This is a genomic window from Bacillus sp. 1780r2a1 (genome assembly GCA_024134725.1).
GTDB lineage: Bacteria > Bacillota > Bacilli > Bacillales > Bacillaceae_H > Priestia > Priestia aryabhattai_A.
This window is the reverse complement of record CP099863.1, coordinates 3,312,770-3,339,039: the sequence shown is the minus strand read 5'-3', so window position 1 is coordinate 3,339,039 and position 26,270 is coordinate 3,312,770. Positions and strand designations below refer to the sequence as shown.

Sequence of the window (26,270 nt, the reverse complement as noted above, 5' to 3'; positions counted from 1 at the left end):
CAATGTGTGAAACCATACAGAACTTCTATTTCACATTCTGTCTAATGAATCCGAAGCAAGAATTAATGATAATAAAAGTAAGATTGTATGTTAAAAGGGGGCTAATGGGATGTCAGTCGTGAATGAAGATACAAAGCAGTTAAGAAACTATGTGGGTGGAAAGTGGGTTGCTTCAGCAAGCAATCAGTTTCAAGATGTAATTGATCCTTCAACAGGAAAGACGCTTGCAAAAGTACCTCTCTCAACGAAGCAAGATGTTGACCACGCTGTTAAAAATGCGAAAGAAGCGTTTAAAACATGGAGGCATGTACCAGCTCCGAAACGAGCAAGGCTGATGTTTGCCTTTCAACACTTGCTTATCGAGCATCATGAAGAGCTTGCAAGACTCGTAGTAAAAGAGAATGGAAAGGCTTATAAAGAAGCTTATGGAGAGGTCCAACGTGGTATCGAATGTGTAGAATTTGCTGCGGGAGCACCAACGCTACTTATGGGTGAATCACTTAACAATATTGCGGAAGAAATTGATTCAGAAATGTACCGTTATCCAGTTGGAGTTGTGGGAGGAATTACGCCATTTAACTTTCCAATGATGGTTCCGCTTTGGATGTTCCCGTTAGCTATCGTCTGTGGAAACACGTTTGTATTAAAACCATCAGAACGTACTCCTTTATTAGCTACGCGAATAGCTGAGTTGTTTACAGAAGCCGGAGCTCCATCCGGCATACTAAATCTTGTGCATGGTGCACATGATGTGGTAAATGGTCTCATTGAACATGAGGATATTAAAGCAGTTTCTTTTGTTGGCTCCCAGCCAGTTGCTAAATATGTGTATGAACAAGCTGCGGCTCAAGGCAAGCGAGTTCAGGCTTTATCAGGTGCCAAAAACCATCATATCGTTATGCCAGATTGTGATATAGATAAAGCTGTAAACCATATTATAAGTTCTGCTTTTGGTAGCGCTGGGCAGCGCTGTATGGCATGCAGTGCTGTTGTGGTGGTAGACGGTGTTAAAGAACAGTTCGTTGCGAAGTTAAAGCAAAAAGCAGATGAATTAGTTATGGGCAGTGGGTTACAGGATGAAGTGCTTTTAACGCCTGTTATTCGTAAAGAACATCGAGATAAAGTACTTGGCTATATCGAAGCTGGAGTGGAAGAAGGTGCTCATTTAGTTAGAGATGGTCGTAAAGAAATGGAAGATCATTCGGAAGGTAATTTTCTTGGCGCAACGATTTTTGATCACGTAACACCTGCTATGACCATTGCAAAAGAAGAGCTATTTGCACCAGTATTAAGTCTGCTTCGAGCGGAAAGTTTAGATGAAGCGTTAGAATATATTGAAAAATCTCGATTTGGAAATGGTGCAACAATTTATACAAAGGATGCAAAAGCAATCCGCCAATTTAGAGAAGAAGCAGATGCTGGTATGCTAGGTGTCAACGTAGGAGTGCCTGCTACTATGGCTTTCTTCCCATTCTCAGGTTGGAAAGACTCTTTTTATGGAGATCTACATGTAAATGGAAAAGACGGATTAAACTTTTATACGCGTAAAAAGATGATAACATCACGCTTTGATTTTTAACATATTTATTAGGTGAAAACAGAGACTTCGGCTTTGGTCGGGGTCTCTTCATCCATATAATTATTGGAATCAGAAGGAGTGAACGCAATGGTTCAAGCTAGCAGTGGGGAAAAGAATAAAAGCTTAAAAAATAAGGATGAGCAATATTTATGGCACGGCATGAAACCTTATTCTCCTGAAGCTACTATGGTAGTAGAAAAAGCAAAGGGCGCTTGGGTAACAGATGAGGATGGAAATCGCTTTTTAGACGCTATGGCAGGGCTTTGGTGCGTAAATATTGGGTATGGAAGAGAAGAGCTAGCACAGGCAGCATATGAACAGCTCAAAGAACTAGCCTATTTTCCTTTAACGCAAAGTCACCCTCCTGCAATTCAATTAGCTGAAAAGCTCAATGAATTGCTAGGAGAAGAATATGTGATCTTTTTCTCTAATAGCGGATCAGAAGCGAATGAGACCTCATTTAAAATTGCGAGGCAATATCATCAGCAACAAGGGGAACAGGGGCGGTATAAAATTATTTCACGGTACCGTGGATATCATGGAAACTCAATGGGGGCATTATCAGCTACGGGTCAAGCTCAGCGTAAATACAAGTACGAACCTTTAGCAACTGGTTTTCTTCATGTCCCACCTCCTGATAGCTACCGAGGTGTCGATGAAATAGATGCACCAAAAGAGCAGCTTCAGTCGGTGAAGGTGATTGATGAAACAATGACGTGGGAGCTTAGTGAAACAATCGCTGCAGTTATAATGGAGCCAATTATTACAGGCGGAGGCATTTTAATTCCACCAGATAACTATATGCAAGGGGTAAAAGATGTTTGTGAAAAGCACGGAGCGTTATTGATTGTAGATGAAGTTATATGTGGGTTTGGACGCACAGGCGAAGCGTTTGGATTTATGAACTATGGCGTGAAGCCTGATATTATTACGATGGCAAAAGGTATTACAAGTGCTTATTTACCTTTGTCGGCAACAGCGGTCAAGAGAGAAATTTATGAAGCATTTAAAGGTAGCGATCAGTATGAATATTTTCGACATGTAAACACATTTGGAGGAAGTCCAGCTGCCTGTGCACTTGCACTCAAAAACCTAGAGATTATGGAAAGTGAAGGTTTATATAATCGTTCCAAAACGATGGGAACCTATTTATTGAATGAGTTAAAAGAAGAATTGAAAGAACACCCTTATGTAGGAGACATTCGTGGAAAAGGACTGCTGGTAGGGATTGAGCTTGTGTCTGATAAAACATCCAAAGTGCCCCTGGATATACAGTTGGTGAATCAAGTAATTGCAAAGTGTAAAGAAAAAGGAGTTATTATTGGGAAAAACGGTGCAACAGTAGCTGGCTATAATAATGTGCTCACTCTTTCACCGCCTCTCATGATTCCAAAGGATGATTTAAACCTTCTTATTTCTGTATTAACAGAGGCACTTCAAACAATTAAGTAGCATAGGTAAGGAAAAAGCCTGTATAATGTGCATACAGGCTTTTTGTTCGGATTCACGTTTGGGTTAAGTAGAAAGGAAGAAGCACATGGAACTATTATTTTTAGGAACGGGTGCCGGAGTACCAGCTAAACAACGAAATGTTTCGTCGATTGCTTTGCAGCTTCTGCAAGAGCGAAGTGCCGTATGGCTTTTTGATTGCGGAGAAGCAACGCAGCATCAAATTTTACATACCTCCATTCGCCCTCGTCGCATCGAGAAAATTTTTATTACGCACTTGCATGGTGACCACATTTATGGCCTTCCAGGTTTATTAGGTAGCAGATCGTTTCAAGGAGGAGAAGAACCTCTTACCGTATACGGTCCCCCTGGTATTGAGCAATTTATTAAAGTTACGTTAGAAGTTAGCCAAACCCACTTGAAGTATGGTCTTAAAGTTATTGAAGTGAATGAAGGGGTCATTTTTGAAGACAGTACGTTTAAAGTAGAATGTGCAAAGCTTGAGCATGGCGTGACGTCATATGGATATCGAATCGTTGAAAAAGACTTACCGGGTGCACTACAGGTAGAGCGTTTGAAGGAAGCTGGAGTACAACCAGGACCTCATTATAAGCAGTTAAAAGAAGGCAAAAGGATTTGTCTAGAAGATGGACGAGAAATTAACGGAGCGGAATTCATTGGAGAATCCAGACCGGGAAAAATCGTAACCATTTTGGGCGATACGCGAATGTGTAAAAATAGCACCAAGCTTGCAGAGAATGCGAACGTTTTAGTTCATGAAGCAACATTTGCTGAGGGAGATGAAAAACTAGCTTATGATTATTATCACTCCACAGCCAAGCAAGCGGCACAAGTAGCTCGGCAAGCGAACGTGCAGAAGCTAATCCTTACTCACATAAGTGCGAGATATCAAGGTCAAGCTGTTGAAAGCTTAGTAGAAGGCGCGCTGAAGGAATTTAAGTACACTGTGGTTGCTTCAGACTTAGCAAGTTTTCCTGTTGAATAAAAGTAAAGTGAGGGCCATAAGGACCCTCACTTTTTTACCATCCTCGTTCATATTGAACAGGTGCTTCAATATTTGTATTTAATTCTGTGGCAGCAGTACGTGGCCAATAAGGGTCGCGCAGTAGTTCTCTTGCGACGAAGATAAGGTCAGCACGTTTGCTTTGGAGAATTTCTTCAGCTTGTAGACCGCTTGTAATTAAGCCCACAGCACCAGTATCAATAGCTGCTTCTTGCTTAATTTGTTCTGCAAATGGCACTTGGTAGCCAGGATATACGTTAATTTTGGCATGTACAAGTGCTCCTGAACTTACATCAATTAGATCAACACCTTGTTCTTTCATCCATGTAGCGAATGTTACATGGTCATTGACAGTTAATCCACCTTCAGTATAGTCAGTTGCAGAGACGCGAACAAATAGAGGTCCATCCCATACTTCTTGTACACTATCAATGATTTCTTTTAAGAAACGATAGCGGTTTTCAGCAGAGCCACCGTACTCATCCGTACGCTTATTGCTTAATGGAGACAGGAATTGGTGAACTAAATATCCATGCGCTCCATGAATTTCAATAATATCAAAACCTGCTTGCTTCGAGCGCTGTGCACCTTCTTTAAAAGCTGCAATTGTACGCTCAATATCTTCTTTTGTCATTTCAGCAGGTGTTTTACTTTCATCATCAAATGCAATAGCAGAAGGAGCGTAGATTGTTCCATCTACCGTTGCTTTACGGCCTGCGTGTGCAAGCTGGATTGCTGTTTTACTACCGTTCGCTTTTACTTGGTTAACAAGTCTTTGTAATCCCTCAACATGCTCGTCATTCCAAATTCCTAAATCACGTGAAGAAATACGACCCTCAGGTGTTACAGCAGTCGCTTCAATCATAATTAATCCAACTTGTCCAACTGCTCGTGAGGTATAGTGAGCTAGGTGCCAATCTGTTACGATGCCGTCTTCTTTTTCGCATGAATACATGCACATCGGTGACATAACAATACGGTTTTTTAGCTTTACATTTTTTACTTCATAGGGTGTAAATAATTTAGCAGTCACTTCATATCCCTCCATTATTTCGAGTTCCTAACAAAATGCATTATAGCACTGAGCTTTAGTAGATTTCACTTTATATGCTTTGCTGTTTCATGGTCATTTAGTAAAAAAACCTCAGCACTATGCTGAGGTTTTAACGTGACGTACGACTGCTCATCATTTTTTCATCAATGGCTTCGCCTAATTCTTTTGAGCGAAGTGTAGCTTTGTCAATACATTGGATAAGGGCTTCTTGAAATTCGTAATCAGTCAGCTGTTCTAGTCCTGCTTCTGTCGTTCCCCCTGGACTTGTAACTTCTTTTCGTAGCGTCGTAGGACTCTTTGGAGACGTTCGAAGCATTTGAGCTGCACCAATTAATGTTTGTGTAATTAAGTCTTTCGCTACGTCTGATTCAAGCCCTTGATGTAGCGCAGCTTTTTGCATCGCTTCTACCAAATAATAAACGTATGCGGGTCCGCTGCCTGATAAGCCTGTAACGGCATGCAGCTGTTCTTCATGAACAACTGTAACCGTTCCAACTGTATGGAAGAGAGTTTCTGCTAGTTTTATATGCTCGTCGTTAGCGTGCTCTCCTTTGGAAATAGCTGTTGCAGACAAACCAATTGAAGCAGAAGTATTTGGCATAGCTCGAACAACAGGCACATCGTGTTGAAATAACGATAGGATGCTCGTTGTTGACACTCCTGCAAGGACAGAAATAATAAGGTGGCTTCTATGGATATAAGGTTTAATACTTTCAATGCTTTCTACAACGTCTTTTGGTTTGACTGCCAATATAATTACATCGCTTTTTTGAACGATTAAAGGAATATTTCGGGTAATATTAATCTTATATTGATTACGTAATTCATGAAGTCGTGCGTCGTTGCTGTAATTTGTAACGTGAATTTGTCCAGGTTTAAATTTATTTGTGCTAATTAGCCCTGAAATCATGGCTTCAGCCATTGATCCAGCACCGATAAAAGCAATATTTAATGGTTGTTTCATCAAGGGATGAACCTCCTTTTTATATACTTATTAATGAATAAAAATACTTTTTGTTCTGTATGAAGTCGTTGGATTTAATACATATAAGCTTTCTTCTATTAGTTGATTTTATAAGCATATTGTTGTAATTATGCACTGAGAAAATGATGGATGTCAATCTAATTTTCAGAAAAGAAAGCATATTGTATGAATGTATATTGGAATCGTGTACACTTAAAGAAAACGTCATTGCTTAGAAGGGGACAACGTTATGAAGGAACAAATTCACAAGTTCATATTGCCAACACCTTTTGCAGTTGGAGATGTAAATGTATATGTACTAAAAGGGGAATCCATTACTTTAATTGATGCAGGGGTGAAGACCGAAGAAGCTTGGAATTCTTTTACGAAACAGCTAAATGAAATTGGCTTACATGTAGAAGATATCGATCAAGTATTACTGACACACCATCATCCGGATCATGTAGGTATGCTTGATTATTTTTCACCAGATACACCTGTAATTGGACATTGGAGAAACGAGCCGTGGATTTCAAAAGATTCCGCTTTTTTTGATCGGTATGACGAATTTTTCACCGGGTTCTTCACACAGCTTGGCGTAGATGAACGGTTTCGAAAATATCTAAAAGGCTTACGTCATTCAATGAAGTATTCTTGTGACAGGTCACTAACAACTCAAATTCAAGAAGGTAGTCTAATAAAAGGTTTGGAAGATTGGAGTATTATTGAAGTGCCAGGGCATGCTCAAAGTCATATTGCTGTATATCACGAGCAAAGCGAAACTTTAATTGGGGGAGATGTGTTGCTTAAGCATATTTCATCTAATCCACTTATTGAGCCTCCGTATCATGAAGGTGAGGAACGAAAGAAATCAATGCTTCAATATAATTCATCTCTTCGTCGTCTTTCTGAATTGCCTATTTCATGTATCTACACAGGCCATGGAGACGAAGTGAATGAAGTAAGTAAGCTTGTGTCAGAACGACTAGCTAAGCAAAGAGAACGAGCTGAAAAAGTATATCAGCTTTTAAAGAACAAGCCGATGTCTGCATTCGATGTTTGTAAATTCTTGTTTCCATCCGTGTATGAAAAAGAATTAGGGTTGACGATGTCTGAAACGGTAGGGCAACTAGACTATCTTGAAAGCCTCCGCCAAATTAGTTGTCAATATGAAGGGAATCATTTTGTTTATCATACTCATTGAGCTTGTTTTTTTAAGTATAGAAAGATAAGATTAAAAACACTGAGTTTGTACAATTGAGGTGTAAAAATGAATAATCTTAAAGGAAAGTATATTTTAATTACGGGTGCATCTGGCGGATTAGGAGAAATGATTAGCTATGAAGTAGCTAAAAAAGGAGCTAACCCAATCCTTGTTGCTAGAAATGAAGCCCGCCTTCAAGAAGTATCAGAACAGATTAGTGAGAAGCATGGAGTTACTTGCCGTACATATCGATTAGATGTTGCCAATCTAAGTGATGTTGAAGTTGTCATAGGTAAAATTATGGAAGATGTTCCTAAAATTGATGTGCTGATTAACAACGCTGGCTTTGGTGTGTTTGAGGAAGTGACGGAAGCTTCGATGGATACAATTTCGTCCATGTTTCAAGTAAATGTACTAGGGCTAATCGCGTGTACGAAAGCTGTTTTACCAGCTATGTTAGAAAGAAATGAAGGTCACATTATTAATATCGCGTCTCAAGCAGGTAAGCTTGCTACGCCTAAATCTAGCGGATACGCTGCTTCAAAGCATGCTGTATTAGGATTTACAAATGGACTACGTCTCGAAATTGCTAAAACTAATGTACGCGTCACTGCAGTTAATCCAGGTCCAATTCAAACCAACTTTTTTACAATTGCCGATCAAACAGGTTCCTATGAAAAGAGCATGAAAAATATGATGCTTGACCCAGTGGATGTTGCAAAAAAAGTCGTTGAATCGATTGGCACCAATAAGCGAGAGATTAACTTGCCAAGATGGATGGGCATTGGCTCTACAATTTATCAGGTTGCGCCTCGGTTGGTTGAAACACTAGCAGGAAATGCGTTTTATAAAAAATAAGCTCAATGCCCTCAATGGGCATGAGCTTATTTTTTGTAGGCTGGGTCATAAAGCATTTTACCAGGACGTGTGTATGCCGTGTGACCTCCATCAACCGCAATGCAGTCTCCCGTTCATCATCAATAGCCATTGTTCGAGTGAGAGGTGTAACAGCCTCTTGTTCAGCATTACATCCGAATCAATCTAAATCTGTAGCTAGCCCAGATACAGAGGAGTTATTACTCATTGAAGCAGTTACAGATTACTCGTCTAATACGGCTTTAGCACGCACACAAGACTCAAATTTACCTTTATGATTTCCGTCACAAAAGGGCATCTTTTGTGACATGCCACATCGACATAGTGAAAACGTGGGTTTCGTTTCATACTTATTACCCTCAGCATCGATCAATTCAACATCACCAGTCACTCGAAATGATCCGTTATCCATTACCTTGATTTGAACTTTTGACAAGTTAATTCCTCCTTATGTATGATAAGCGCTCTTCCATAGTCTATATTAATGAGCGTAATAGTTTATGGAGTGAGCATTGTATATTATACTTCATTATATAAACATGTTCGCATCGTTTATACATTTATTTAAAAGGAGCGATAGAATGAATATTACATTTACTAATCGTGCTCTTGAAAAAGTGGCTGAAAAATATGACCAAAACTCATCTCTGTTTTTAAAATTGAAATATGATACGGACGGCTGTGGCTGTGTTGTAAGCGGCGTTACATCACTTTGGATTGTTGCTGATAAAGAATTTGATGATGTTGTTGTTTCAACAAATGGTGGTGACATTCTTGTTGAGAAAACAAAGCAAGTGTTTATGGATGATAATATGACGATTGATTACAGTGATGCTGCTGGAACATTCATGCTAAAAAGTCCATCCCAAATTTTAAATCCAAGAATGTCAATTATTGACCAGTCAGCAAAAGCGCGGTAGATTCTACCGTGCTTTTTTACTTTCTTATTGCTTAGCTAATTGATAGAGGCGATATTGTTTGCTTGAAATTGGATGTGAAAGGTAAGGTTCAATATACGAAACAGCAGCCAGAAGCTTTTCACTGTTCACGTTTGTTTGAACACCCATCTCATCTAACATAAAAACTAAGTCTTCTGTTGCAATGTTTCCTGTTGCACCTTTAGCAAATGGGCATCCGCCAATTCCGCCAGCTGAAGAGTCAAAGCGCATGACGCCAGCTTGAAGGCAAGCATAAATATTAGCCATGGCTATTCCTCTTGTATCGTGAAAGTGTGCATTTAGCAAAACCGTAGGAAATGCGCGTTTCAATGATGAAAAGAGAGTAAAAACGTCTTTGGGGTTAGCCATTCCAATTGTATCGGCGATGCTTAGCTCGTTTACGCCAGCTTCTACAAAGCGTGCGCACAGTTCAATGGTTTTGTCTGGATTAATTTTCCCTTCATACGGACAATAAAAGGAAGTTGATATGCATGTGCGAATGTAGGCGTTACGTTCTTTAAGCTTCTCAATAAGAGGTAGCTGCTGGTGAAGAGCTTCAGTGGTAGTTTTATTAATATTATGCTGGTTAAACGAGTTGCTGACGCCGATAAATAAAGCAACAGATTGACAATTTTCTTCAAGCGCTTTAGTTAGGCCTTGCTCATTTGGAACGAGAACAATATGACGGTCATTAGTAGAATGCTGCAATGGAAATGCTTGCATAATTCGATTTGCATCTTTCATTTGAGGTACCCATTTTGGCGACACAAAAGAAGTTAATTCAATCTCCGATAGGCCAGCTTCTTTTAGTAAAGAAATAAACTGAATTTTTACAGGAGTTGGTACAAACGCTTTTTCATTTTGGAGCCCATCTCGCGGTCCCACTTCAATGATGGTTGCTTTAGAAGGTAATGACATAATTCTCCTCCTTTTTTTGATAACGCTTTCAATTACTTATTTTAAAGGATGGAAGTTTAAATTCAATAAAAATTATAAATTTTTACAAAATAATCGAAATTACAACAGGAAAATTAAGTTGGTTGTCGAATAAGCATATATGTGACAGTAATCAAACAGTAAGGAGAGGTTAACGACATGAGTCAAACAGAAGTGGTCATTGTAAGCGCTGTTAGAACGGCAATCGGCAGCTTTGGGGGAGGCTTACAAAATGTTTCTGCGCCAACTTTAGGTGGAGTAGTCATTAAAGAAGCACTAAATAAAGCAGGAATCGCAGCAAATGATGTAGATGAAGTAATTATGGGGAACGTCTTGCAAGCTGGATTAGGTCAAAACCCGGCTAGACAAGCAGCTCTTGCAGCTGGATTACCAGAAACAGTTTCTTCATTAACAATCAACAAAGTGTGTGGATCAGGACTAAAGGCAGTTCATCTTGCAACTCAAGCGATCCTTGCTGGTGATGCTGAAGTTATCGTAGCGGGTGGAATGGAAAATATGAGCCAAGCGCCATATTTGTTAAAGAATGCTCGCAATGGATTTAAAATGGGAGATCAAAAAGTCGTTGATAGCATGATTCAAGATGGATTATGGTGTGCTTTTAATGATTATCATATGGGAATTACAGCAGAAAATTTATGTGATAAATATAGCATTACGCGTGAAGAACAGGACTCTTTTGCAGCTGCTAGCCAGCAAAAAGCAGAGGCTGCTATTGAATCAGGACGATTCCAAGATGAGATTGTGCCTGTAGAAGTACCAGGACGCAAAGGTCAAGTAACCATTTTTGATCGCGATGAGTTTCCACGTGCTGGTACAACAGCAGAAAGCTTAGGCAAGTTACGTCCTGCATTTAAAAAGGATGGTTCTGTAACTGCTGGAAATGCTTCTGGTATTAATGATGGTGCTGCAGCTGTTGTTGTAATGAGCCGTCAAAAAGCAGATGAGCTAGGTTTAACACCTTTAGTAACAATTAAATCTAATGCAAGTGCTGGTGTTGACCCAAGTATTATGGGAATCGGCCCAGTAAGCGCTGTAAAAAAAGCATTGGAAAAAGCAGCAGTATCTTTAGAGGATGTTGAGCTAGTAGAAGCAAACGAAGCGTTTGCAGCACAGTCAATTGCTGTTGATCGTGAGCTTAAATTTAACCAAGAAACATTAAACGTTAACGGTGGAGCAATTGCACTAGGACATCCAATAGGAGCTAGTGGAACTCGCGTGTTGGTTTCTCTTATTCATGAAATGCAAAAACGTGAAGCGAAGCTAGGCCTTGCAACGCTATGTATTGGTGGCGGACAAGGTGTTGCTACATTAGTAGAACGTCCATAATAAAACAAAAAGCCATGAAGCTATTTTAGCCATTCATGGCTTTTTTTTATGATATATATTCTTAAACGAAGTGAACGTTCTTAAATAGTGGGCATATAGTATAGAAAATACCTATAACTTTTTCGAACGAAAAAATAATTACTTATAATTGCTAGTTATATATTTAAAAAAAGTTCTAAATATTCTATAATAAAAAAGTAAGCGTTTTCAAAAAATCAAAGGGGTGGGTTATGTATGAAACCGGTACATACATCATTTATTGAAGCAGTTAAGCCAGTAAAAGATGGTTCGACAATTATGGTTGGAGGATTTGGTCTTTGTGGCATTCCGGAAAATCTCATTTTAGCGTTAGTCGAAAAAGGGGTGAAAGACTTAACGGTTATCTCCAATAACTGTGGAGTTGATGAGTGGGGACTAGGGTTATTATTAAAAAACAAGCAAATTAAAAAGATGATAGGTTCCTATGTTGGTGAAAATAAAGAATTTGAGCGTCAAGTTCTATCAGGAGAGATTGAAGTAGAGCTCTTACCACAAGGGACGCTTGCAGAAAAGATTCGTGCTGGAGGAGCAGGGATTCCAGCTTTTTATACACCAGCAGGAGTTGGCACGCCAATTGCGATGGGAAAAGAAACGAGAATATTTGATGGCAAAGAATATTTATTAGAAGAAGCATTAGTGGCAGATGTCAGCTTGGTAAGAGCTTGGAAAGCTGATTACATGGGAAATCTTATATACAATAAAACAGCTCGCAACTTTAGTCCAATGATTGCAGCTGCAGGTAAAGTGACAATCGCTGAAGTAGAAGAACTTCACGAAACCGGTACATTAAATCCAAATATGATTCATACACCGAGTGTTTATGTTCAGTCTTTAATTGTTGGTGAACAGCAAAAACGTATTGAACGCTTAACGGTTCAAAAATAACGAGAGGAGCGGTTATGATGATTGAAAATGGTGTAAATGTAAGAGAGCGAATTGCAAAGCGAGCAGAAAAAGAAATTCAGGATGGATTTTATGTAAACTTAGGTATTGGTATTCCAACACTTGTTGCCAATTATATTTCAGACAATAAAACGGTGGTACTGCAGTCAGAAAATGGATTATTAGGTATTGGACCGTATCCAAAAGAAGAAGACGTAGACCCAGATTTAATTAATGCCGGTAAAGAAACCGTAACAGCCATTGATGGAGCAGCATATTTCGATAGCGCTGAGTCGTTTGGAATGATTCGTGGTGGTCATATTAACATTGCGATTTTAGGCGGTATGGAAGTTTCTGAAACTGGTGATTTAGCAAACTGGATGATCCCAGGAAAGATGATTAAAGGCATGGGTGGGGCCATGGATCTTGTCCACGGAGCTCAGCGCATTATTGTTATTATGGAACATGTGACTAGAAAAGGCGAGCCTAAGATTTTAAAAGAATGCACGCTTCCTTTAACAGGTCAAGGCGTTGTGAACCGCATTATTACGGATCGTGCTGTGATTGATGTAACCGATAGCGGACTAAAGCTTATAGAAGTAGCATCAGGCTATACGGTCGATGATATTATTCAATCAACCGCTCCAGATTTAGCAGTAGACGAAAATGTAAAGCTAGATGCATTTTAATTAATTGTTGTAGGTATTTGCTTATGGTAAAATGTCTATCATAATTTAATTGCAGTGGGTGAATAATGATGGCAAAACAAAAGCAAAAGAACAGCCAAAAGAAGAAAGATGATCAAATTAGCTTAAAAGATCAACTGAATAGCGATTTAGTAAAGCAGCTTCAGGCAAAAAAACATGCGCTTGCGAAGCGTGAAGAGCAGAGAATTGAGGAAGAGCAAAAAGAGAAAGAGCGCGCTCGAAAAGAAAGAGAAAAAAATAAATCATTTGAAGAATTATTTAATGAAAGTAATTTGAAATGGAATGAATTTAAATAAAAGCTCTTGCCTTATTGGCAAGAGCTTTTATTTAACGGTGCGCTTCGTACTTATTTGCTTGAGTTAATGATTGAAGCTTTTCATAGTGCAGTTCACTTAATGGAAGCTTTTCAACAGCTTGTACATTTTCACGAAGCTGAGCTGGACTACTTGCTCCAGCTACTACTGACGCAACAGCAGGATGATAAAGGCAGTAACTTAACGCTGCGTGATTTAAGTCTGGTTCCACTGTCTGTAGAGCAGGTATAAGCTGTTCTAAATCTTTTTTCGTATAAGTTAAATAACCTGAGTTATTTAAAGAAAGCTTTTGGTAAGCTTGATTGGTTAGTAATCCTTTTGCAACGGGACCTCTTGCTACCACGCTGATAGTATGTTCGTTTAAAAGGGGAAGCACGCTTTCTTCAGGTCGACGGTCTAATAGGCTATACTGCATCATTACGCTCACAATTGAAGATTTTTTTACGAATTCGCGAATAACGTTTGGGCGTATAGACGAAATTCCGTATTCACGAATGAGTCCTTCTTTTTTTAGCTCTTCGAACGTTTCAATTGTTTCGTCAATGTTGTCTTCAATTGTGCCTCCATGCAGCTGATATAAATCAATATAATCAGTTTTTAGTCGGTGTAAACTCTCTTTTACAGCATCTTTTATGTATGCTTTTGATGGATCCCAGCGCCAACCATCCTCAACATCATTCCAGCGGTTTCCTACTTTTGTAGCCAAAATAATATCTTGTCGTTTATGTTGTAACGCTTGACCAACAATCTCTTCATTAATACCAAAATCATATAAATCAGCCGTGTCAAAATAATTGATACCAAGATCAACGGCTTCATCTATAATGCGCTCAGCATTTTTCATATCTGTTCCTAGAGACATACATCCCAAGCTAACTTCACTAACCAATAGATTGGAAGAACCTAGCTGCCTTTTTTTCATCCTATCCACTCCTTTAAATCCGTTTTATCTATTATATTGTAGCCTGGATATTTTTATAAACTCAACTAATTCACTCAACGATACATAAAAAAAAGCAGCGCTTAGCTAGCACTGCTTAACTGTTTATTACCTTTTTTGATTCATTTGAAATAGAAGAGACCCATTCGTGAACGTATTGAAAATGTGCACCATATTCTTTTAGCTTTTGACGGATTTCCCATGCTTTGCCTACTAGAATTACTTGCTTACCTTCTACATAAACTTTCATTTCTTCTACCTCCTAAAAGTCATATGATAGAATATATGTAAAGGATTTAAATTTAGAACGAGGTGGATAAAATGGATCATTTAATTGAAAAAACGCTTGCGAAAAAAGAGATTTTTAAAGGAAGAGTGATTGATTTACAGGTAGAAGAGGTAGAGCTCCCGAACGGGAAAACGAGCACAAGAGAAGTTGTTAAGCATCCTGGAGCAGTTGCTGTTATTGCATTAACGGCTGACCATAAGCTAGTAATGGTCAAGCAATATCGTAAAGCGATGGATCGAGTTTTAGTGGAGATTCCAGCAGGTAAACTTGAAAAAGGAGAAGAACCTATCGCCACAGCAAAACGTGAGCTAGAAGAGGAAACGGGTTATACATGTAAAGAACTGAAACATATTATTTCTTTCTATACGTCCCCTGGCTTTGCCGATGAACTTGTACATCTCTATACAGCTGAGAAGTTAGAAGTTATGGAAACAAAAGCAAGCCTAGATGAGGATGAATTTGTTGAAGTGGTGGAAGTAAGCATCGAAGAAGCGCTTCACATGATTCAAGTAAATGAAATTTACGATGCCAAAACAGCGTATGCCGTTCAATATTTACAGCTTCGAAGTGCCTTAGGGGAGTAACTAATATTCGTTTCTACTATAAAAAGTAGAGTAATCTCTGTCATAGTTGCGCTGAATCTATCATATACTCTATCAAGTGATTGATAGGGGGAAGACGATGAGAAAAATGTGGGTGAAGCGTGCTTATACACAGCACTTACGTGATAATAGTTCAATTTATTTATTTGTAACAGTGTTGTTTTTAATGGGGATTATCTTTGGAGCTATCGTAGTCAATAGCTTAACTGTCGATCAAAAAGAAGATCTTTATTTTTATCTAAACCGTTTCTTTGGCCTAGTGAAAACTGGAGAAGTCGCCACAAGTACTGAAATGTTTCAACAAAGCTTTTTTCATAACGTAAAATATCTAGGACTTATTTGGATTTTAGGTATAGCCATCATCGGCCTACCAGTCGTGTTAATCTTACTTTTTATTAAAGGAATGGTTATTGGGTTTACGGTTGGATTTTTAGTGAATCGTATGGGGCTTTCCGGCTTTGCGCTATCTTTTGTTTCGGTAATGCCACAAAACATTTTCTTAATACCTGCATTTTTAATCTTAACAACAGCTTCCGTAGCATTTTCTCTAAAGCTTATTCGTCAACAGTTCTTTAAGGGAGCAAAGGAACAGGTGGCTGCTTCTTTCTTTCGTTACAGTGGTATCCTAGTAGGAGTATTTGTTCTAATTGCGTGTGCATCCTTAATTGAAGGCTATGTTTCTCCTACATTAATGAAAACGATGATGAGCTTAGTAAATAAATAATAGTTATTCTTATTTTAAAAACATTCTTTTATTTACGTTATAATAATTTTATTTTGACACCCCTTCCACATTTGATATAATAAATGAGTGAATGGCGAGGGAGGGAATGTTATGGAAAATCGAGTTGAGCGAATAAAGCAACAGTTGCACTCAGCAAGCTACAAATTGACACCTCAACGTGAGGCGACTGTAAGAGTACTCCTTGAACACGAAGAGGATCATTTGAGTGCCGAAGATGTGTATCTCCTCGTCAAGGAAAAGTCTCCGGAAATTGGTTTAGCAACTGTTTATCGAACTTTAGAATTACTAACAGAATTAAAAATTGTTGATAAGATAAACTTTGGTGATGGCGTGTCTCGCTACGACCTTCGTCAAGAAGGGGCTGCACACTTTCATCATCACTTAGTTTGTATCGAATGTGGATCAGTGGACGAAATTCAAGAGGACTTGCTTGAAGATGTAGAAGAGATTGTTGAAAAGCAGTGGCGTTTTAAAATTAAAGATCACCGCTTGACGTTTCATGGCATTTGTCATCGTTGTCAAGACGAAGATGAAAACAAAGACGAGTGAAATAAGCCTTTTCCTTTTGGGAGAAGGTTTTTGTTTTTTTTGAAAACAACTAAGCTCAGTGCTGTATTTATAAGCGCTGAGCTTAGTCGTAGAAAGTTAATAGAATGGAAGGTTTTGAAAAAGTGAAACCGTTAATGGTACGGCTAGTAGAGTACCCGCAGGTAGTAGCGTAATAAGCTTGTAGTTATTTATTTCTTTAGATGGTTTCATTGTTTCTCGAGATACTTCATACCATATTGCGGTTGATACTAAAGCAATTAAAAATAACATAGTAGTGGTCATTGTTTTACCTCCTTCAAATGTATTTTAACATATTTGTAATTTATTTACATTAATTAATCCTGAATTAGGTAGGGTAAAGTAGGTATAAAACATGTCCAGATTGGCATATCTTTTAATAGTGTTGAAAATTGGAGGATATGTCTAATGAAATCATGGGTTGAGCTAGTATATAATAGTTGTAAAGTATTTATTTTATTTACAGGCTGCACGCTACTATTCTATTTCGGCATGGTATGGGTGTCAGGAGAATACCAAGACTATAAGCGCTATGATGAGCCGAGCGGATCAGCAGTGAAAGTAATGCAAATGAATGTATATGAAGATCAAACGTGGATTGAAAGATTATTTATGTTTTATCAAAACGGGGAGTAGAGGCAATTGAAGGATCAAGTTCAAGATTTTATTCACTATTTAATAGTAGAAAGAGGTTTAGCTAAAAATACAATCGATTCGTATGAGCGGGATTTAAAGAAATATAGTCAGTATTTAGAACATGTCGAGCAGTTGAATCACCTGAATGCTGTAACGAGAGCACATATTGTGAGTTTTCTTAAGCATTTAACAGATCAGCAAAAATCATCAAAAACAATTGCCAGGCATATCGCATCGATTCGTTCGTTTCACCAATTTTTACTTCGAGAGAAAGTGACTGAACAAGATCCATCCGTTCATATTGAAACGCCGCAGCTTGAACGAAAACTACCGAAAGTATTAAATGCAGAGGAAGTAGAAGCACTCCTGTCAGTCTTTGATACGTCTACGCCGTTTGGATTGCGAGATAAAGCGATGCTGGAGCTTCTCTACGCAACGGGCATGCGTGTGTCAGAGCTTGTGAACTTAAACATAGAAGATGCACATTTAACAATGGGCTTTGTTCGTTGTTTTGGAAAAGGTAGCAAAGAGCGAATTGTGCCACTTGGACGAATGGCAACGGAAGCAATTGAAGCGTACCTAGCACAGGCTCGTCCTGTTTTAACGAAAAAGCAGCAGGGAGAACATGCTTTGTTTGTGAATCATCACGGCAAACGACTAACAAGGCAAGGGTTCTGGAAGATTTTAAAAGGATTAGCGAAAGATGCGCGTATTGAAAAAGAATTAACGCCTCATACCTTGCGACATTCTTTTGCTACACATTTGCTTGAAAATGGAGCGGATCTTCGAGCAGTTCAAGAAATGTTGGGGCATGCAGATATTTCGACGACTCAAATTTATACGCACGTAACAAAAACAAGGTTGAAAGATGTCTATAATCAGTTTCATCCGCGTGCTTAAAGGTAGAGGGTTAACGGCATTGTTTCTAGCAATGTCGTTCTTTGATTGAAAACACTTTCATTTTCTGTGTACAAATTAGAAAAAACCTTTTATACTATAGAGGTCAGACTTCTGACCAATAAAGATTATGGTTAAACTTTTCTTTAAAGGGAATTTTATAATATATTGGAAACTATACGATTACAGTATGGTTTATTATAGCTTCATGAGTGAAGTGAAATTTACAACAAAGATGGAGGAATGAAGATGTCATCATCTACATACAAGCGCGTATTCCTAGTTGTTATGGACTCTGTAGGAATTGGCGAATCACCAGACGCAGAAAAATACAATGACTTGGGAGCAGATACACTTGGGCATATTGCAGAGCATCGCAACGGCTTAAAGATGCCGAACATGAGCAAGCTCGGTTTAAGTAACATCCGTCCAATTAAAGGAATTGAACCAGCAGAACAGCCGTTAGCGGTTTACACAAAGATGCAAGAAGCTTCAGCAGGGAAAGATACGATGACGGGGCATTGGGAGATCATGGGACTTAATATTGATACACCATTTAACGTATTTCCTGATGGATTCCCAGATGAGCTTATTAAAAAGCTAGAGGAGAAAACAGGACGTAAAATTATTGGTAACAAGCCTGCGTCAGGAACAGAAATTTTAGATGAGCTTGGCGAAGAACATGTTAAAACAGGTGCGTTAATTGTATATACTTCAGCAGATTCTGTGCTACAGATTGCAGCTCATGAAGAAGTAGTGCCGCTTGAAGAACTATATGAGATTTGTGAGTATGCTCGCAAGATTACACTAGACGATCCATATATGATTGGGCGTATTATCGCTCGTCCATTCCTTGGAGAGGCAGGCAATTTTACACGTACAGCAAATCGACATGACTACGCACTAAAGCCGTTTGGTCGCACAGTCATGAATGAATTAAAAGATAGCAATCTTGATGTCATTGCCATTGGGAAAATTTCTGATATCTATGATGGGGAAGGCGTGACAAAGTCACTTCGTACAAAGTCCAACATGGATGGAATGGATAAGCTAATTGAGACATTAAAAATGGACTTTAACGGGTTAAGTTTCTTAAACTTAGTTGATTTTGATGCGTTGTTTGGTCATCGTCGTGACCCAGAAGGATATGGAAAAGCTCTTGAAGAATTCGATGATCGTTTAGCAGAGGTATTTCCATTATTAAACGATGATGATTTATTAATTATTACAGCTGATCATGGAAATGACCCGGTTCATCATGGTACAGATCATACACGTGAATATGTTCCAATGCTAGCTTATAGCCCGAGTATGAAAACTGGTAAAGAGATTGACGTGCGCTCAACGTTTGCTGATATTGGCGCGACTGTAGCTGAGAACTTCGGTGTGAAGATGCCACAGTTTGGAAAAAGTTTTTTACGTGAATTAAATTAAGAGAGCGGGGAAAAAAGATGAAGCGAGACGTAATTCATACAGCAGCAACATACATTCAAGGTAAAACGACAATTCAACCAACAATTGGATTAATTTTAGGATCAGGTTTAGGCGTATTAGCGGATGAAATTCAGGACGCTGTAAAGATTCCGTACAATGATATTCCAGAGTTTCCGGTATCTACAGTTGAAGGACATGCAGGTCAACTTGTAATTGGTACTATTCATGATGTACCGGTTATTGCAATGCAAGGACGCTTTCACTTTTATGAAGGGTACTCTTTAGAAAAAGTAACATTTCCGGTCCGTGTTATGAAAGAGCTTGGAATTGAAACAATTATTGTGACGAACGCAGCGGGAGGCATTAACGAATCTTACAATCCTGGAGATTTAATGCTTATCTCAGATCATATTAACAATTTTGGAACGAACCCTTTAATTGGCCCAAATGATAGTGAACTAGGCGTTCGTTTTCCGGATATGTCAACTGCTTATTGTCCAAAGCTACGTGCATTAGCAAAAGACGTAGCTAGTGAGTTAAATATTACTGTTCAAGAGGGTGTATATGTAGGAAATACTGGTCCTACTTACGAAACGCCAGCTGAAGTTCGTATGCTACGCGTTGTAGGAGGAGACGCAGTAGGAATGTCAACTGTGCCTGAAGTAATTGTTGCTCGTCATGCGAGTTTACGCGTCCTAGGAATTTCATGTATTTCAAATATGGCTGCAGGAATTTTAGATCAGCCTCTTCATCATGATGAAGTAATTGAAACAACAGAAAAAGTAAAAAAACAATTTCTAGCACTAGTAAAGGAAATTGTAAAACAAATTCCACAACACTCATAAGAAGAGAGGAGCTGTTACACACCGTGTAACAGCTGCTTTTCACCTAATAATGAATCCGTTTTCAAATACTATTTTAAAGGGGAGTTACGAATATGAGGATGGTAGATTTAATTGAAAAAAAGCGTGATTGCAAAGAACTTACAACAGAAGAGATTCAATTCATTGTAAAAGGTTTTACAGATGGAGATATTCCAGACTACCAAATGAGCGCTCTTTCTATGGCTATTTTCTTCAATGGTATGACAGAGCAAGAGCGTGCAGATTTAACAATGTCAATGGTGAACTCAGGTGATGTCATTGATTTATCAGCAATTGAAGGTATTAAAGTTGATAAACATAGCACAGGAGGAGTGGGAGATACAACAACTCTAGTGCTTGCGCCTTTAGTGGCAGCTGTAGGTGTACCGGTAGCGAAAATGTCAGGACGTGGTTTAGGACATACAGGTGGGACAATTGATAAACTAGAAGCTATTTCAGGCTTTGACGTAGAAATTAGTAAGCAAGAATTTATTGATTTAGTTAATAAAAATAAGGTTGCTGTTGTAGGGCAAACTGGAAACTTAACGCCTGCTGACAAGAAGCTATACGCGCTTCGCGATGTAACGGCGACCGTTAACAGCATTCCTCTTATTGCAAGTTCAATTATGAGTAAGAAAATTGCTGCAGGGGCAGATGCAATCGTATTGGATGTCAAAACAGGTGCCGGTGCTTTTATGAAGAGCTTGGATGAAGCAAAAGAATTGGCTCAAGCGATGGTGAACATTGGTAATAACGTGGGGCGTAATACAATGGCTGTGATTTCAGATATGAGCCAACCACTTGGCTATGCAATTGGAAATGCGCTTGAAGTAAAAGAAGCAATTGATACTCTACAGGGAAAAGGGCCAAAGGATTTAGAAGAGCTATGCTTAACGCTAGGAAGTTACATGGTACTATTAGCTGAAAAAGCAGAATCATTAACAGAAGCACGTCAAAAGCTAGAAGAGGTAATCAATAATGGCAAAGCACTTGAAGCATTCAAAGTCTTTTTAGAATCACAAGGTGGAGATGGCTCTCTTGTAGATGACCCGACAAAATTACCACAAGCGAAGCATATCGTGGAAGTTGAAGCAAAAACAGATGGTTATGTATCTGAAATTATTGCTGATTCTATTGGGACAGCGGCGATGTGGTTAGGTGCTGGTCGAGCAACAAAAGAATCGGAAATTGACCTTGCGGTAGGGTTGGTTCTTCAAAAGAAAATCGGAGACTACGTGAAGGCTGGAGAATCACTTGTAACCATTCATAGTAATACAGAAGATGTTGTCAAAGTAAAAGAAAGAATTTATGAAAGCATTAAGCTAAGTGAAGAAGCGGTGGAAGCACCACCACTTGTATACGATACAATTCCTAAATAAATCATTAAAAAAGCATTGAGGTTAACCTCAATGCTTTTTTATTTGGCAGCGTAGTATAAAGTCTTACAACGGTGGAAAAAATAGGTTTGTATAAAGAATGGAGGTTTGTGTAGATGAAGCGTAATATTATGAAACTACTCGTTGTCATCTTTTTATTCTCACTTATGACACAGCCTGTTTTAGCTAGTGAAAAAAAATCTACAGAGCTAGCGGCACAAGCTAAATCGGCAATTTTAATTGAACGAGATACGGGAAAAATTTTATACGAAAAAAATAGTAATCAACCACTCCCACCTGCAAGTATGACTAAAATTATGACAATGATTTTAATTATGGAAGCGCTTGATGAAGGTAAAATTACGTTCAAAGACAAAGTTAGAGCAAGTGAATATGCAGCTTCTATGGGAGGTTCACAAATCTTCTTAGAGCCTGGTGAAGAGATGACGGTCAATGAGTTATTAAAAGGGATTGCAATTGGATCTGGAAATGATGCTTCAATGGCAATGGCTGAGCATTTAGCCGGTTCAGAGGATAAGTTCGTTGAAATGATGAACAAAAAAGCCAAAGAAATTGGCTTAAAACATACAAAGTTTCAAAATCCAACGGGACTGCCTGTGGATGACCATTATAGTACTGCCCATGATATGGCTATGATGGGAAAAGAGCTGCTGAAATATGAAGACATTATTAATTATACAAGTAAATATGAAGACTATTTAAGAGAAGACACAGATAAGAAATTTTGGCTCGTAAACACAAATCGTCTGGTGAAATTCTATCCGGGTGTGGACGGTTTAAAAACAGGGTTCACAGGACAAGCCAAATACTGCTTAACAGCTACTGCTAAAAAGGGAAATATGCGCGTCATTGCAGTTGTATTTGGAGCAAATACACCTAAAGAGCGAAATAATGAAGTAACAAAAATGCTAGATTATGCATTTAGTCAGTATACAACCACTCCTTTATATAAAAAAGACGCACCAATTAAGAAGGTAGAAGTTAATAAAGGAGAGCAAAAATATGTAAATGCTGTAACGTCAGAGCCATTATCTGCTCTTACGAAAAAAGGAACAACAGCTAAGGACATGAAGACAGAAGTGAAGCTTGATAAAAATTTGAATGCTCCTGTAAAAAAGGGTGATGAGATTGGTACCATTACCATCAAGAAAGATGGCAAAGTTATGAGTACATCTCCACTTGTTGCGGAAGAAGACGTTGAAATTGCTTCATATTGGCAGCTGTTTAAGCGTACGTTTTCACTATTTTCACAAACATCTTGAGAAAAACGACTAACATTGACGAAATGCTACTAGTTTTGTCACTTAGAAGGAATCCGTCTCTGCTATAGCGAAAGATTGACTATACGACTGATAGGAGGTTTGTATAGTGAGTCTTTCTATAGAACTTGAATTAAAACAGGATGTGCTGTTAGTTCGATTGGGTGGAGAATTAGATCATCATGCTGCAGAGCATTTAAGAGCACGCATTACAGAAGAGTTAGAACAAAATGCGATTCAGCACTTAATTTTAAACCTTGAGAACTTAACGTTTATGGATAGCTCAGGTCTTGGGGTTATCTTAGGAAGGTACAAGCAGGTTCGAAACAATGGAGGAGAAATGGTTGTATGTGCAATCTCTCCGCCGGTCGAACGCCTCTTCAATATGTCTGGTTTATTTAAGATTATTCGCTTTGAGCCAAGTGAACAAAATGCGCTACAGAAGCTGGGGGTGGCATGATGAAAAATGAAATGCACCTTCAATTCTCAGCTCTTAGTCAAAATGAATCATTTGCACGGGTGACGGTGGCAGCTTTTATTACGCAGCTTGACCCTACAATGGATGAGTTAACGGAAATTAAAACGGTTGTTTCAGAAGCCGTAACGAATGCCATTATTCATGGTTATAACAATAACGCAGAAGGTATCGTACACATTGACGTTACGCTTCATGATAATGGAATGGTTGAACTTACTATTAAGGATGACGGTGTGGGAATTGATGATGTTGATGAAGCCACGCAGCCTCTTTACACAACAAAACCTGAACTTGAGCGTTCTGGAATGGGTTTTACAATCATGGAGAATTTCATGGATGAAATTAACGTCGTATCTGCGCCTTTAGCGGGAACAACTGTCTACTTAAAAAAACAATTAACAAATAGTAAAGCGCTATGTAATTAAGGAGACTTGCCGATGGATGTGGAGGTCAAAAAGGAAAAAAATGAGCCGTATTTAAAAGATCATGAAGTGAAAGACCTCATCAAGCGCAGTCAAAAAGGTGATCAGAATGCTAGGGATACAATTGTTCAGAAAAATATGAGGTTGGTTTGGTCAGTGGTACAGCGATTTATTAATCGAGGGTATGAACCTGATGATTTATTTCAAATTGGCTGTATTGGCTTACTTAAATCAGTCGATAAGTTCGATTTATCCTATGATGTAAAATTTTCAACCTATGCAGTTCCAATGATTATTGGTGAAATACAACGTTTTATTCGAGACGATGGAACAGTGAAAGTAAGCCGTTCATTAAAAGAAATGAGTAATAAAATTCGAAAAGCAAAAGATGAATTATCCAAAATGCTTGGGCGCGTTCCCACTGTGGCAGAAGTTGCTGAACATTTGGATTTTACACCTGAAGAAGTTGTTATGGCACAAGAAGCAAATCGAGCACCTTCTTCTATACACGAAACTGTTTATGAAAACGATGGTGATCCAATTACGCTTCTTGATCAAATTGCTGACCATAGTGAAGCAAAATGGTTTGATAAAATTGCGTTAAAAGAAGCTATTGAAGAGCTAGAAGAACGTGAAAAGCTCATTGTATACTTGCGTTATTATAAAGATCAAACGCAATCAGAAGTTGCGTCTCGTCTGGGAATTTCGCAGGTGCAGGTATCAAGGCTCGAAAAGAAAATTTTAAAACAAATGAAAAATCAAATGAACGAATAAAGAGTGGTAGGTTATCTATAACCTGCCGCTCTTTTTTTTTTGGTAATTAATGGTCTGTTGTGAAACTCTGAATTAGAAAATTTAAGTAAATACATACTACACGTACAAGGAGGATAACGAATTGTAGGTGTGATGTAAATGGATAATACTTTATATATCAAAATGAGGCATCGCGTGCAGGTCGAACCAAATGCAGTGGTTAAACTTGGACAGCTAGCTCTCTTGATAGGTGAAGAATCAATCGAGAAAGAAATTGCTCAGCTCAGCGTGTATAAGGTGAAAAAGAGTGATCGTAACATTATCATCATTGATTTAATGAAAGTAATTGCATTATTGAAGAAGACTTATCCTCACCTTGATGTTCAGACAATTGGTCCTGCTCAAACGATTGTTGAAGTAGTTTATAAAAAAAAGCAATCGTCTTTTATCGCGTTTATAGCTGTTTGGTTTCTATTGTTTATCGGTGCGGCCATGGCCGTCATGAACTTTCATGAAGATGTTAGCATGCAGCAAGTGCATCAAAAATTGTTTTATATGCTGACTGGAATAAAGGATAAGCAGCCTTTAGTCATTCAAATCCCCTATTCATTTGGCCTTGGTTTAGGCATGATTCTCTTTTTTAACCATGTGTTTCGTAAGCGAATTAATGAAGAGCCTAGTCCTCTAGAAGTTGAAATGTTCAATTATCAGCAGGATTTAGATCAGTATGTCATTATGCATGAGAATAAAGAAAGTATGAAGAATTTAGATGATCGCTAACATTGTATTTACCATAATTGTAGGATTTGCTAGTGGGCTAGCTGTAGGTGGAGGATTCGTTGCTTTTTTGACAGTACTAGGTATCATTCCAAGGTTAATGCAGCTTACAAAAACAATGAAATATATTCAGTTTTATGAGTGGGCTGTTGTTGGAGGAGCAGTAGCTGGGGGTTGGTGTAGTTTACATCAATATACATGGAGCATTCCTTCACTATTTATTGGCGTTATTGGGTTAGCGAGTGGTATTTTCTTTGGCATGCTCGCAGCTGCCCTAACGGAAATGCTAAATGTATTACCCATCTTAACAAAGAGAATAGGAATGGATGGAAAGCTTATTCTATTATTAATGGCCATTGTAATGGGAAAAGTTTTTGGATCGCTTTTTCACTGGGTTTATTTTGTTAATCAATAAAAAGGAGTGGATACTAAGTGGCAGATAATCAAAAGCTAAAAGATAACTATCAAGAGAATATAAAATCGTTTCAACCAAAGCCTCCTTATGCGTTGAATTGCCTAAAAGCTTTTATCGTTGGAGGGTTGATATGTGGGTTTGGGCAAGCTGTCCAAAACTTTTATATCACGTTTTTTGATTTTACGACAAAAACAGCAGGGAATCCAACAGCAGCAACACTCGTGTTAATTTCAGCCATCTTAACAGGTATTGGTGTTTACGATCGAATTGGTCAGTTTGCGGGTGCTGGATCTGCTGTACCAATTACTGGGTTTGCAAATTCAATGACGAGTGCAGCCTTAGAACATAGAAGTGAAGGAATTGTTTTGGGAGTTGCCACCAATATGTTTAAGTTAGCTGGGAACGTTATCGTTTTTGGAGTTGTAGGTGCTTATATCGTCGGAATGATTCGATATGCGTTTAAAACATTTCTATAAAAGGAGA

32 protein-coding genes are annotated in these 26,270 nt (G+C 38.5%); 25 read left to right on the top strand and 7 right to left on the bottom strand.

Annotated features, from left to right (window positions below):
- Positions 1-109 precede the first annotated feature (109 nt).
- The 3 genes from NIZ91_16795 to rnz all read left to right on the top strand — a co-directional run bounded on the left by NIZ91_16795 (position 110) and on the right by rnz (position 4,034).
- Positions 110-1,579 (top strand): CoA-acylating methylmalonate-semialdehyde dehydrogenase, encoded by a 1,470-nt coding sequence (locus tag NIZ91_16795; protein USY54386.1) that lies wholly within the window; start codon positions 110-112, stop codon positions 1,577-1,579.
- A gap of 87 nt (positions 1,580-1,666) precedes the next feature.
- The gene (locus NIZ91_16790) at positions 1,667-3,031 is read left to right on the top strand and encodes an aspartate aminotransferase family protein (protein ID USY54385.1); all 1,365 of its coding nucleotides are present in this window, start codon (positions 1,667-1,669) and stop codon (positions 3,029-3,031) included.
- Between the two features lie 85 nt (positions 3,032-3,116).
- Positions 3,117-4,034, top strand: coding sequence for a ribonuclease Z (gene rnz / locus NIZ91_16785; protein USY54384.1), 918 nt, complete (start codon positions 3,117-3,119; stop codon positions 4,032-4,034).
- A 34-nt stretch (positions 4,035-4,068) separates the two neighbouring features.
- Here the strand turns inward: rnz and namA are convergent, their stop codons facing one another.
- Together namA and proI are read right to left on the bottom strand one after the other, a co-directional pair.
- Complete coding sequence (namA, locus tag NIZ91_16780; GenBank protein USY54383.1) at positions 4,069-5,085, bottom strand: NADPH dehydrogenase NamA; 1,017 nt, start codon at positions 5,083-5,085, stop codon at positions 4,069-4,071.
- A gap of 130 nt (positions 5,086-5,215) precedes the next feature.
- Positions 5,216-6,070, bottom strand: coding sequence for a pyrroline-5-carboxylate reductase ProI (proI, locus tag NIZ91_16775; protein USY54382.1), 855 nt, complete (start codon positions 6,068-6,070; stop codon positions 5,216-5,218).
- Between the two features lie 250 nt (positions 6,071-6,320).
- Here proI and NIZ91_16770 point away from each other — a divergent pair, with 250 nt between their 5' ends.
- A complete protein-coding gene (locus NIZ91_16770) occupies positions 6,321-7,274 on the top strand; it encodes an MBL fold metallo-hydrolase (GenBank protein ID USY54381.1) in 954 nt (317 codons plus the stop codon).
- Positions 7,275-7,340: 66 nt separating this feature from the next.
- Entirely contained in the window at positions 7,341-8,132 is a 792-nt protein-coding gene (locus NIZ91_16765; protein ID USY54380.1) for an SDR family oxidoreductase, read from the top strand.
- 241 nt (positions 8,133-8,373) lie between these two features.
- Here the strand turns inward: NIZ91_16765 and NIZ91_16760 are convergent, their stop codons facing one another.
- Entirely contained in the window at positions 8,374-8,562 is a 189-nt protein-coding gene (locus tag NIZ91_16760) for a CDGSH iron-sulfur domain-containing protein (GenBank protein USY57204.1), read from the bottom strand.
- 169 nt (positions 8,563-8,731) lie between these two features.
- Here NIZ91_16760 and NIZ91_16755 point away from each other — a divergent pair, with 169 nt between their 5' ends.
- On the top strand, positions 8,732-9,070 hold the full coding sequence (locus tag NIZ91_16755) for an iron-sulfur cluster biosynthesis family protein (GenBank protein USY54379.1): 339 nt from the start codon (positions 8,732-8,734) through the stop codon (positions 9,068-9,070).
- A 24-nt stretch (positions 9,071-9,094) separates the two neighbouring features.
- Here the strand turns inward: NIZ91_16755 and NIZ91_16750 are convergent, their stop codons facing one another.
- The gene (locus NIZ91_16750; GenBank protein USY54378.1) at positions 9,095-10,006 is read right to left on the bottom strand and encodes a hydroxymethylglutaryl-CoA lyase; all 912 of its coding nucleotides are present in this window, start codon (positions 10,004-10,006) and stop codon (positions 9,095-9,097) included.
- Positions 10,007-10,183: 177 nt separating this feature from the next.
- Here NIZ91_16750 and NIZ91_16745 point away from each other — a divergent pair, with 177 nt between their 5' ends.
- The 4 genes from NIZ91_16745 to NIZ91_16730 all read left to right on the top strand — a co-directional run bounded on the left by NIZ91_16745 (position 10,184) and on the right by NIZ91_16730 (position 13,295).
- The gene (locus tag NIZ91_16745; protein ID USY54377.1) at positions 10,184-11,371 is read left to right on the top strand and encodes an acetyl-CoA C-acetyltransferase; all 1,188 of its coding nucleotides are present in this window, start codon (positions 10,184-10,186) and stop codon (positions 11,369-11,371) included.
- Between the two features lie 234 nt (positions 11,372-11,605).
- Positions 11,606-12,295: a CoA transferase subunit A gene (locus NIZ91_16740; protein USY54376.1), complete on the top strand. Its 690-nt coding sequence runs from the start codon at positions 11,606-11,608 to the stop codon at positions 12,293-12,295.
- Positions 12,296-12,312: 17 nt separating this feature from the next.
- Positions 12,313-12,981, top strand: a complete 669-nt coding sequence (locus NIZ91_16735) for a CoA transferase subunit B (GenBank protein USY57203.1) — start codon at positions 12,313-12,315, stop codon at positions 12,979-12,981.
- A gap of 68 nt (positions 12,982-13,049) precedes the next feature.
- Complete coding sequence (locus NIZ91_16730) at positions 13,050-13,295, top strand: YqkE family protein (GenBank protein USY57202.1); 246 nt, start codon at positions 13,050-13,052, stop codon at positions 13,293-13,295.
- A 31-nt stretch (positions 13,296-13,326) separates the two neighbouring features.
- Here the strand turns inward: NIZ91_16730 and NIZ91_16725 are convergent, their stop codons facing one another.
- Together NIZ91_16725 and NIZ91_16720 are read right to left on the bottom strand one after the other, a co-directional pair.
- Complete coding sequence (locus NIZ91_16725) at positions 13,327-14,235, bottom strand: aldo/keto reductase (GenBank protein ID USY54375.1); 909 nt, start codon at positions 14,233-14,235, stop codon at positions 13,327-13,329.
- A gap of 115 nt (positions 14,236-14,350) precedes the next feature.
- Positions 14,351-14,503 carry a Z-ring formation inhibitor MciZ gene (locus NIZ91_16720; protein ID USY54374.1) on the bottom strand — a complete coding sequence of 51 codons (153 nt, stop codon included), beginning with the start codon at positions 14,501-14,503 and terminating at the stop codon, positions 14,351-14,353.
- 71 nt (positions 14,504-14,574) lie between these two features.
- Between NIZ91_16720 and NIZ91_16715 the strand changes: the two genes are divergently transcribed.
- The 3 genes from NIZ91_16715 (at position 14,575) to NIZ91_16705 (ending at position 16,438) form a co-directional block, all read left to right on the top strand.
- Positions 14,575-15,126 (top strand): NUDIX hydrolase, encoded by a 552-nt coding sequence (locus NIZ91_16715; GenBank protein USY54373.1) that lies wholly within the window; start codon positions 14,575-14,577, stop codon positions 15,124-15,126.
- A 97-nt stretch (positions 15,127-15,223) separates the two neighbouring features.
- Positions 15,224-15,868 (top strand): stage II sporulation protein M, encoded by a 645-nt coding sequence (gene spoIIM / locus NIZ91_16710; protein USY54372.1) that lies wholly within the window; start codon positions 15,224-15,226, stop codon positions 15,866-15,868.
- 111 nt (positions 15,869-15,979) lie between these two features.
- Positions 15,980-16,438, top strand: a complete 459-nt coding sequence (locus NIZ91_16705) for a transcriptional repressor (GenBank protein ID USY54371.1) — start codon at positions 15,980-15,982, stop codon at positions 16,436-16,438.
- 96 nt (positions 16,439-16,534) lie between these two features.
- Here the strand turns inward: NIZ91_16705 and NIZ91_16700 are convergent, their stop codons facing one another.
- Entirely contained in the window at positions 16,535-16,720 is a 186-nt protein-coding gene (locus NIZ91_16700) for a hypothetical protein (protein ID USY54370.1), read from the bottom strand.
- Positions 16,721-16,864: 144 nt separating this feature from the next.
- Between NIZ91_16700 and NIZ91_16695 the strand changes: the two genes are divergently transcribed.
- The 12 genes from NIZ91_16695 (at position 16,865) to spoVAC (ending at position 26,263) form a co-directional block, all read left to right on the top strand.
- Entirely contained in the window at positions 16,865-17,092 is a 228-nt protein-coding gene (locus NIZ91_16695) for a YqzK family protein (protein USY54369.1), read from the top strand.
- 6 nt (positions 17,093-17,098) lie between these two features.
- Positions 17,099-17,992, top strand: a complete 894-nt coding sequence (gene xerD, locus NIZ91_16690; protein ID USY54368.1) for a site-specific tyrosine recombinase XerD — start codon at positions 17,099-17,101, stop codon at positions 17,990-17,992.
- A gap of 246 nt (positions 17,993-18,238) precedes the next feature.
- Positions 18,239-19,423 (top strand): phosphopentomutase, encoded by a 1,185-nt coding sequence (gene deoB / locus NIZ91_16685; GenBank protein USY54367.1) that lies wholly within the window; start codon positions 18,239-18,241, stop codon positions 19,421-19,423.
- Between the two features lie 17 nt (positions 19,424-19,440).
- Entirely contained in the window at positions 19,441-20,268 is an 828-nt protein-coding gene (locus NIZ91_16680; protein ID USY54366.1) for a purine-nucleoside phosphorylase, read from the top strand.
- Between the two features lie 92 nt (positions 20,269-20,360).
- On the top strand, positions 20,361-21,665 hold the full coding sequence (locus NIZ91_16675) for a pyrimidine-nucleoside phosphorylase (GenBank protein ID USY54365.1): 1,305 nt from the start codon (positions 20,361-20,363) through the stop codon (positions 21,663-21,665).
- A gap of 113 nt (positions 21,666-21,778) precedes the next feature.
- Positions 21,779-22,945: a D-alanyl-D-alanine carboxypeptidase gene (locus NIZ91_16670; GenBank protein ID USY54364.1), complete on the top strand. Its 1,167-nt coding sequence runs from the start codon at positions 21,779-21,781 to the stop codon at positions 22,943-22,945.
- A gap of 106 nt (positions 22,946-23,051) precedes the next feature.
- Positions 23,052-23,402: an anti-sigma F factor antagonist gene (spoIIAA, locus tag NIZ91_16665; GenBank protein USY54363.1), complete on the top strand. Its 351-nt coding sequence runs from the start codon at positions 23,052-23,054 to the stop codon at positions 23,400-23,402.
- Positions 23,402-23,845, top strand: a complete 444-nt coding sequence (gene spoIIAB / locus NIZ91_16660; GenBank protein ID USY57201.1) for an anti-sigma F factor — start codon at positions 23,402-23,404, stop codon at positions 23,843-23,845. Before spoIIAA ends, spoIIAB begins: the two co-directional genes overlap by 1 nt.
- Before the next feature lie 12 nt (positions 23,846-23,857).
- Complete coding sequence (gene sigF, locus NIZ91_16655; GenBank protein USY54362.1) at positions 23,858-24,616, top strand: RNA polymerase sporulation sigma factor SigF; 759 nt, start codon at positions 23,858-23,860, stop codon at positions 24,614-24,616.
- Between the two features lie 138 nt (positions 24,617-24,754).
- Positions 24,755-25,375, top strand: a complete 621-nt coding sequence (locus tag NIZ91_16650) for a stage V sporulation protein AA (protein ID USY54361.1) — start codon at positions 24,755-24,757, stop codon at positions 25,373-25,375.
- The gene (locus NIZ91_16645) at positions 25,365-25,787 is read left to right on the top strand and encodes a stage V sporulation protein AB (protein ID USY54360.1); all 423 of its coding nucleotides are present in this window, start codon (positions 25,365-25,367) and stop codon (positions 25,785-25,787) included. Before NIZ91_16650 ends, NIZ91_16645 begins: the two co-directional genes overlap by 11 nt.
- 17 nt (positions 25,788-25,804) lie before the next feature.
- Positions 25,805-26,263, top strand: a complete 459-nt coding sequence (gene spoVAC, locus NIZ91_16640) for a stage V sporulation protein AC (GenBank protein USY54359.1) — start codon at positions 25,805-25,807, stop codon at positions 26,261-26,263.
- Positions 26,264-26,270: the final 7 nt, after the last annotated feature.

Bases quoted from the DNA above. Each gene is read 5' to 3' on its own strand.
- sigF (USY54362.1), top strand. From the start codon at position 23,858: ATGGATGTGGAGGTCAAAAAGGAAAAAAATGAGCCGTATTTAAAAGAT.
- NIZ91_16645 (USY54360.1), top strand. From the start codon at position 25,365: ATGATCGCTAACATTGTATTTACCATAATTGTAGGATTTGCTAGTGGG.
- spoIIM (USY54372.1), top strand. From the start codon at position 15,224: ATGAGAAAAATGTGGGTGAAGCGTGCTTATACACAGCACTTACGTGAT.
- spoIIAB (USY57201.1), top strand. From the start codon at position 23,402: ATGAAAAATGAAATGCACCTTCAATTCTCAGCTCTTAGTCAAAATGAA.
- NIZ91_16745 (USY54377.1), top strand. From the start codon at position 10,184: ATGAGTCAAACAGAAGTGGTCATTGTAAGCGCTGTTAGAACGGCAATC.
- NIZ91_16725 (USY54375.1), bottom strand. From the start codon at position 14,235: ATGAAAAAAAGGCAGCTAGGTTCTTCCAATCTATTGGTTAGTGAAGTT.
- NIZ91_16740 (USY54376.1), top strand. From the start codon at position 11,606: ATGAAACCGGTACATACATCATTTATTGAAGCAGTTAAGCCAGTAAAA.
- rnz (USY54384.1), top strand. From the start codon at position 3,117: ATGGAACTATTATTTTTAGGAACGGGTGCCGGAGTACCAGCTAAACAA.
- NIZ91_16705 (USY54371.1), top strand. From the start codon at position 15,980: ATGGAAAATCGAGTTGAGCGAATAAAGCAACAGTTGCACTCAGCAAGC.
- NIZ91_16755 (USY54379.1), top strand. From the start codon at position 8,732: ATGAATATTACATTTACTAATCGTGCTCTTGAAAAAGTGGCTGAAAAA.
- NIZ91_16650 (USY54361.1), top strand. From the start codon at position 24,755: ATGGATAATACTTTATATATCAAAATGAGGCATCGCGTGCAGGTCGAA.
- proI (USY54382.1), bottom strand. From the start codon at position 6,070: ATGAAACAACCATTAAATATTGCTTTTATCGGTGCTGGATCAATGGCT.
- NIZ91_16790 (USY54385.1), top strand. From the start codon at position 1,667: ATGGTTCAAGCTAGCAGTGGGGAAAAGAATAAAAGCTTAAAAAATAAG.
- NIZ91_16700 (USY54370.1), bottom strand. From the start codon at position 16,720: ATGACCACTACTATGTTATTTTTAATTGCTTTAGTATCAACCGCAATA.
- NIZ91_16670 (USY54364.1), top strand. From the start codon at position 21,779: ATGAAGCGTAATATTATGAAACTACTCGTTGTCATCTTTTTATTCTCA.
- NIZ91_16730 (USY57202.1), top strand. From the start codon at position 13,050: ATGGCAAAACAAAAGCAAAAGAACAGCCAAAAGAAGAAAGATGATCAA.
- NIZ91_16675 (USY54365.1), top strand. From the start codon at position 20,361: ATGAGGATGGTAGATTTAATTGAAAAAAAGCGTGATTGCAAAGAACTT.
- deoB (USY54367.1), top strand. From the start codon at position 18,239: ATGTCATCATCTACATACAAGCGCGTATTCCTAGTTGTTATGGACTCT.
- NIZ91_16765 (USY54380.1), top strand. From the start codon at position 7,341: ATGAATAATCTTAAAGGAAAGTATATTTTAATTACGGGTGCATCTGGC.
- NIZ91_16760 (USY57204.1), bottom strand. From the start codon at position 8,562: ATGGATAACGGATCATTTCGAGTGACTGGTGATGTTGAATTGATCGAT.
- NIZ91_16735 (USY57203.1), top strand. From the start codon at position 12,313: ATGATTGAAAATGGTGTAAATGTAAGAGAGCGAATTGCAAAGCGAGCA.
- NIZ91_16720 (USY54374.1), bottom strand. From the start codon at position 14,503: ATGAAAGTTTATGTAGAAGGTAAGCAAGTAATTCTAGTAGGCAAAGCA.
- NIZ91_16695 (USY54369.1), top strand. From the start codon at position 16,865: ATGAAATCATGGGTTGAGCTAGTATATAATAGTTGTAAAGTATTTATT.
- NIZ91_16750 (USY54378.1), bottom strand. From the start codon at position 10,006: ATGTCATTACCTTCTAAAGCAACCATCATTGAAGTGGGACCGCGAGAT.
- NIZ91_16770 (USY54381.1), top strand. From the start codon at position 6,321: ATGAAGGAACAAATTCACAAGTTCATATTGCCAACACCTTTTGCAGTT.
- NIZ91_16715 (USY54373.1), top strand. From the start codon at position 14,575: ATGGATCATTTAATTGAAAAAACGCTTGCGAAAAAAGAGATTTTTAAA.
- NIZ91_16795 (USY54386.1), top strand. From the start codon at position 110: ATGTCAGTCGTGAATGAAGATACAAAGCAGTTAAGAAACTATGTGGGT.
- NIZ91_16680 (USY54366.1), top strand. From the start codon at position 19,441: ATGAAGCGAGACGTAATTCATACAGCAGCAACATACATTCAAGGTAAA.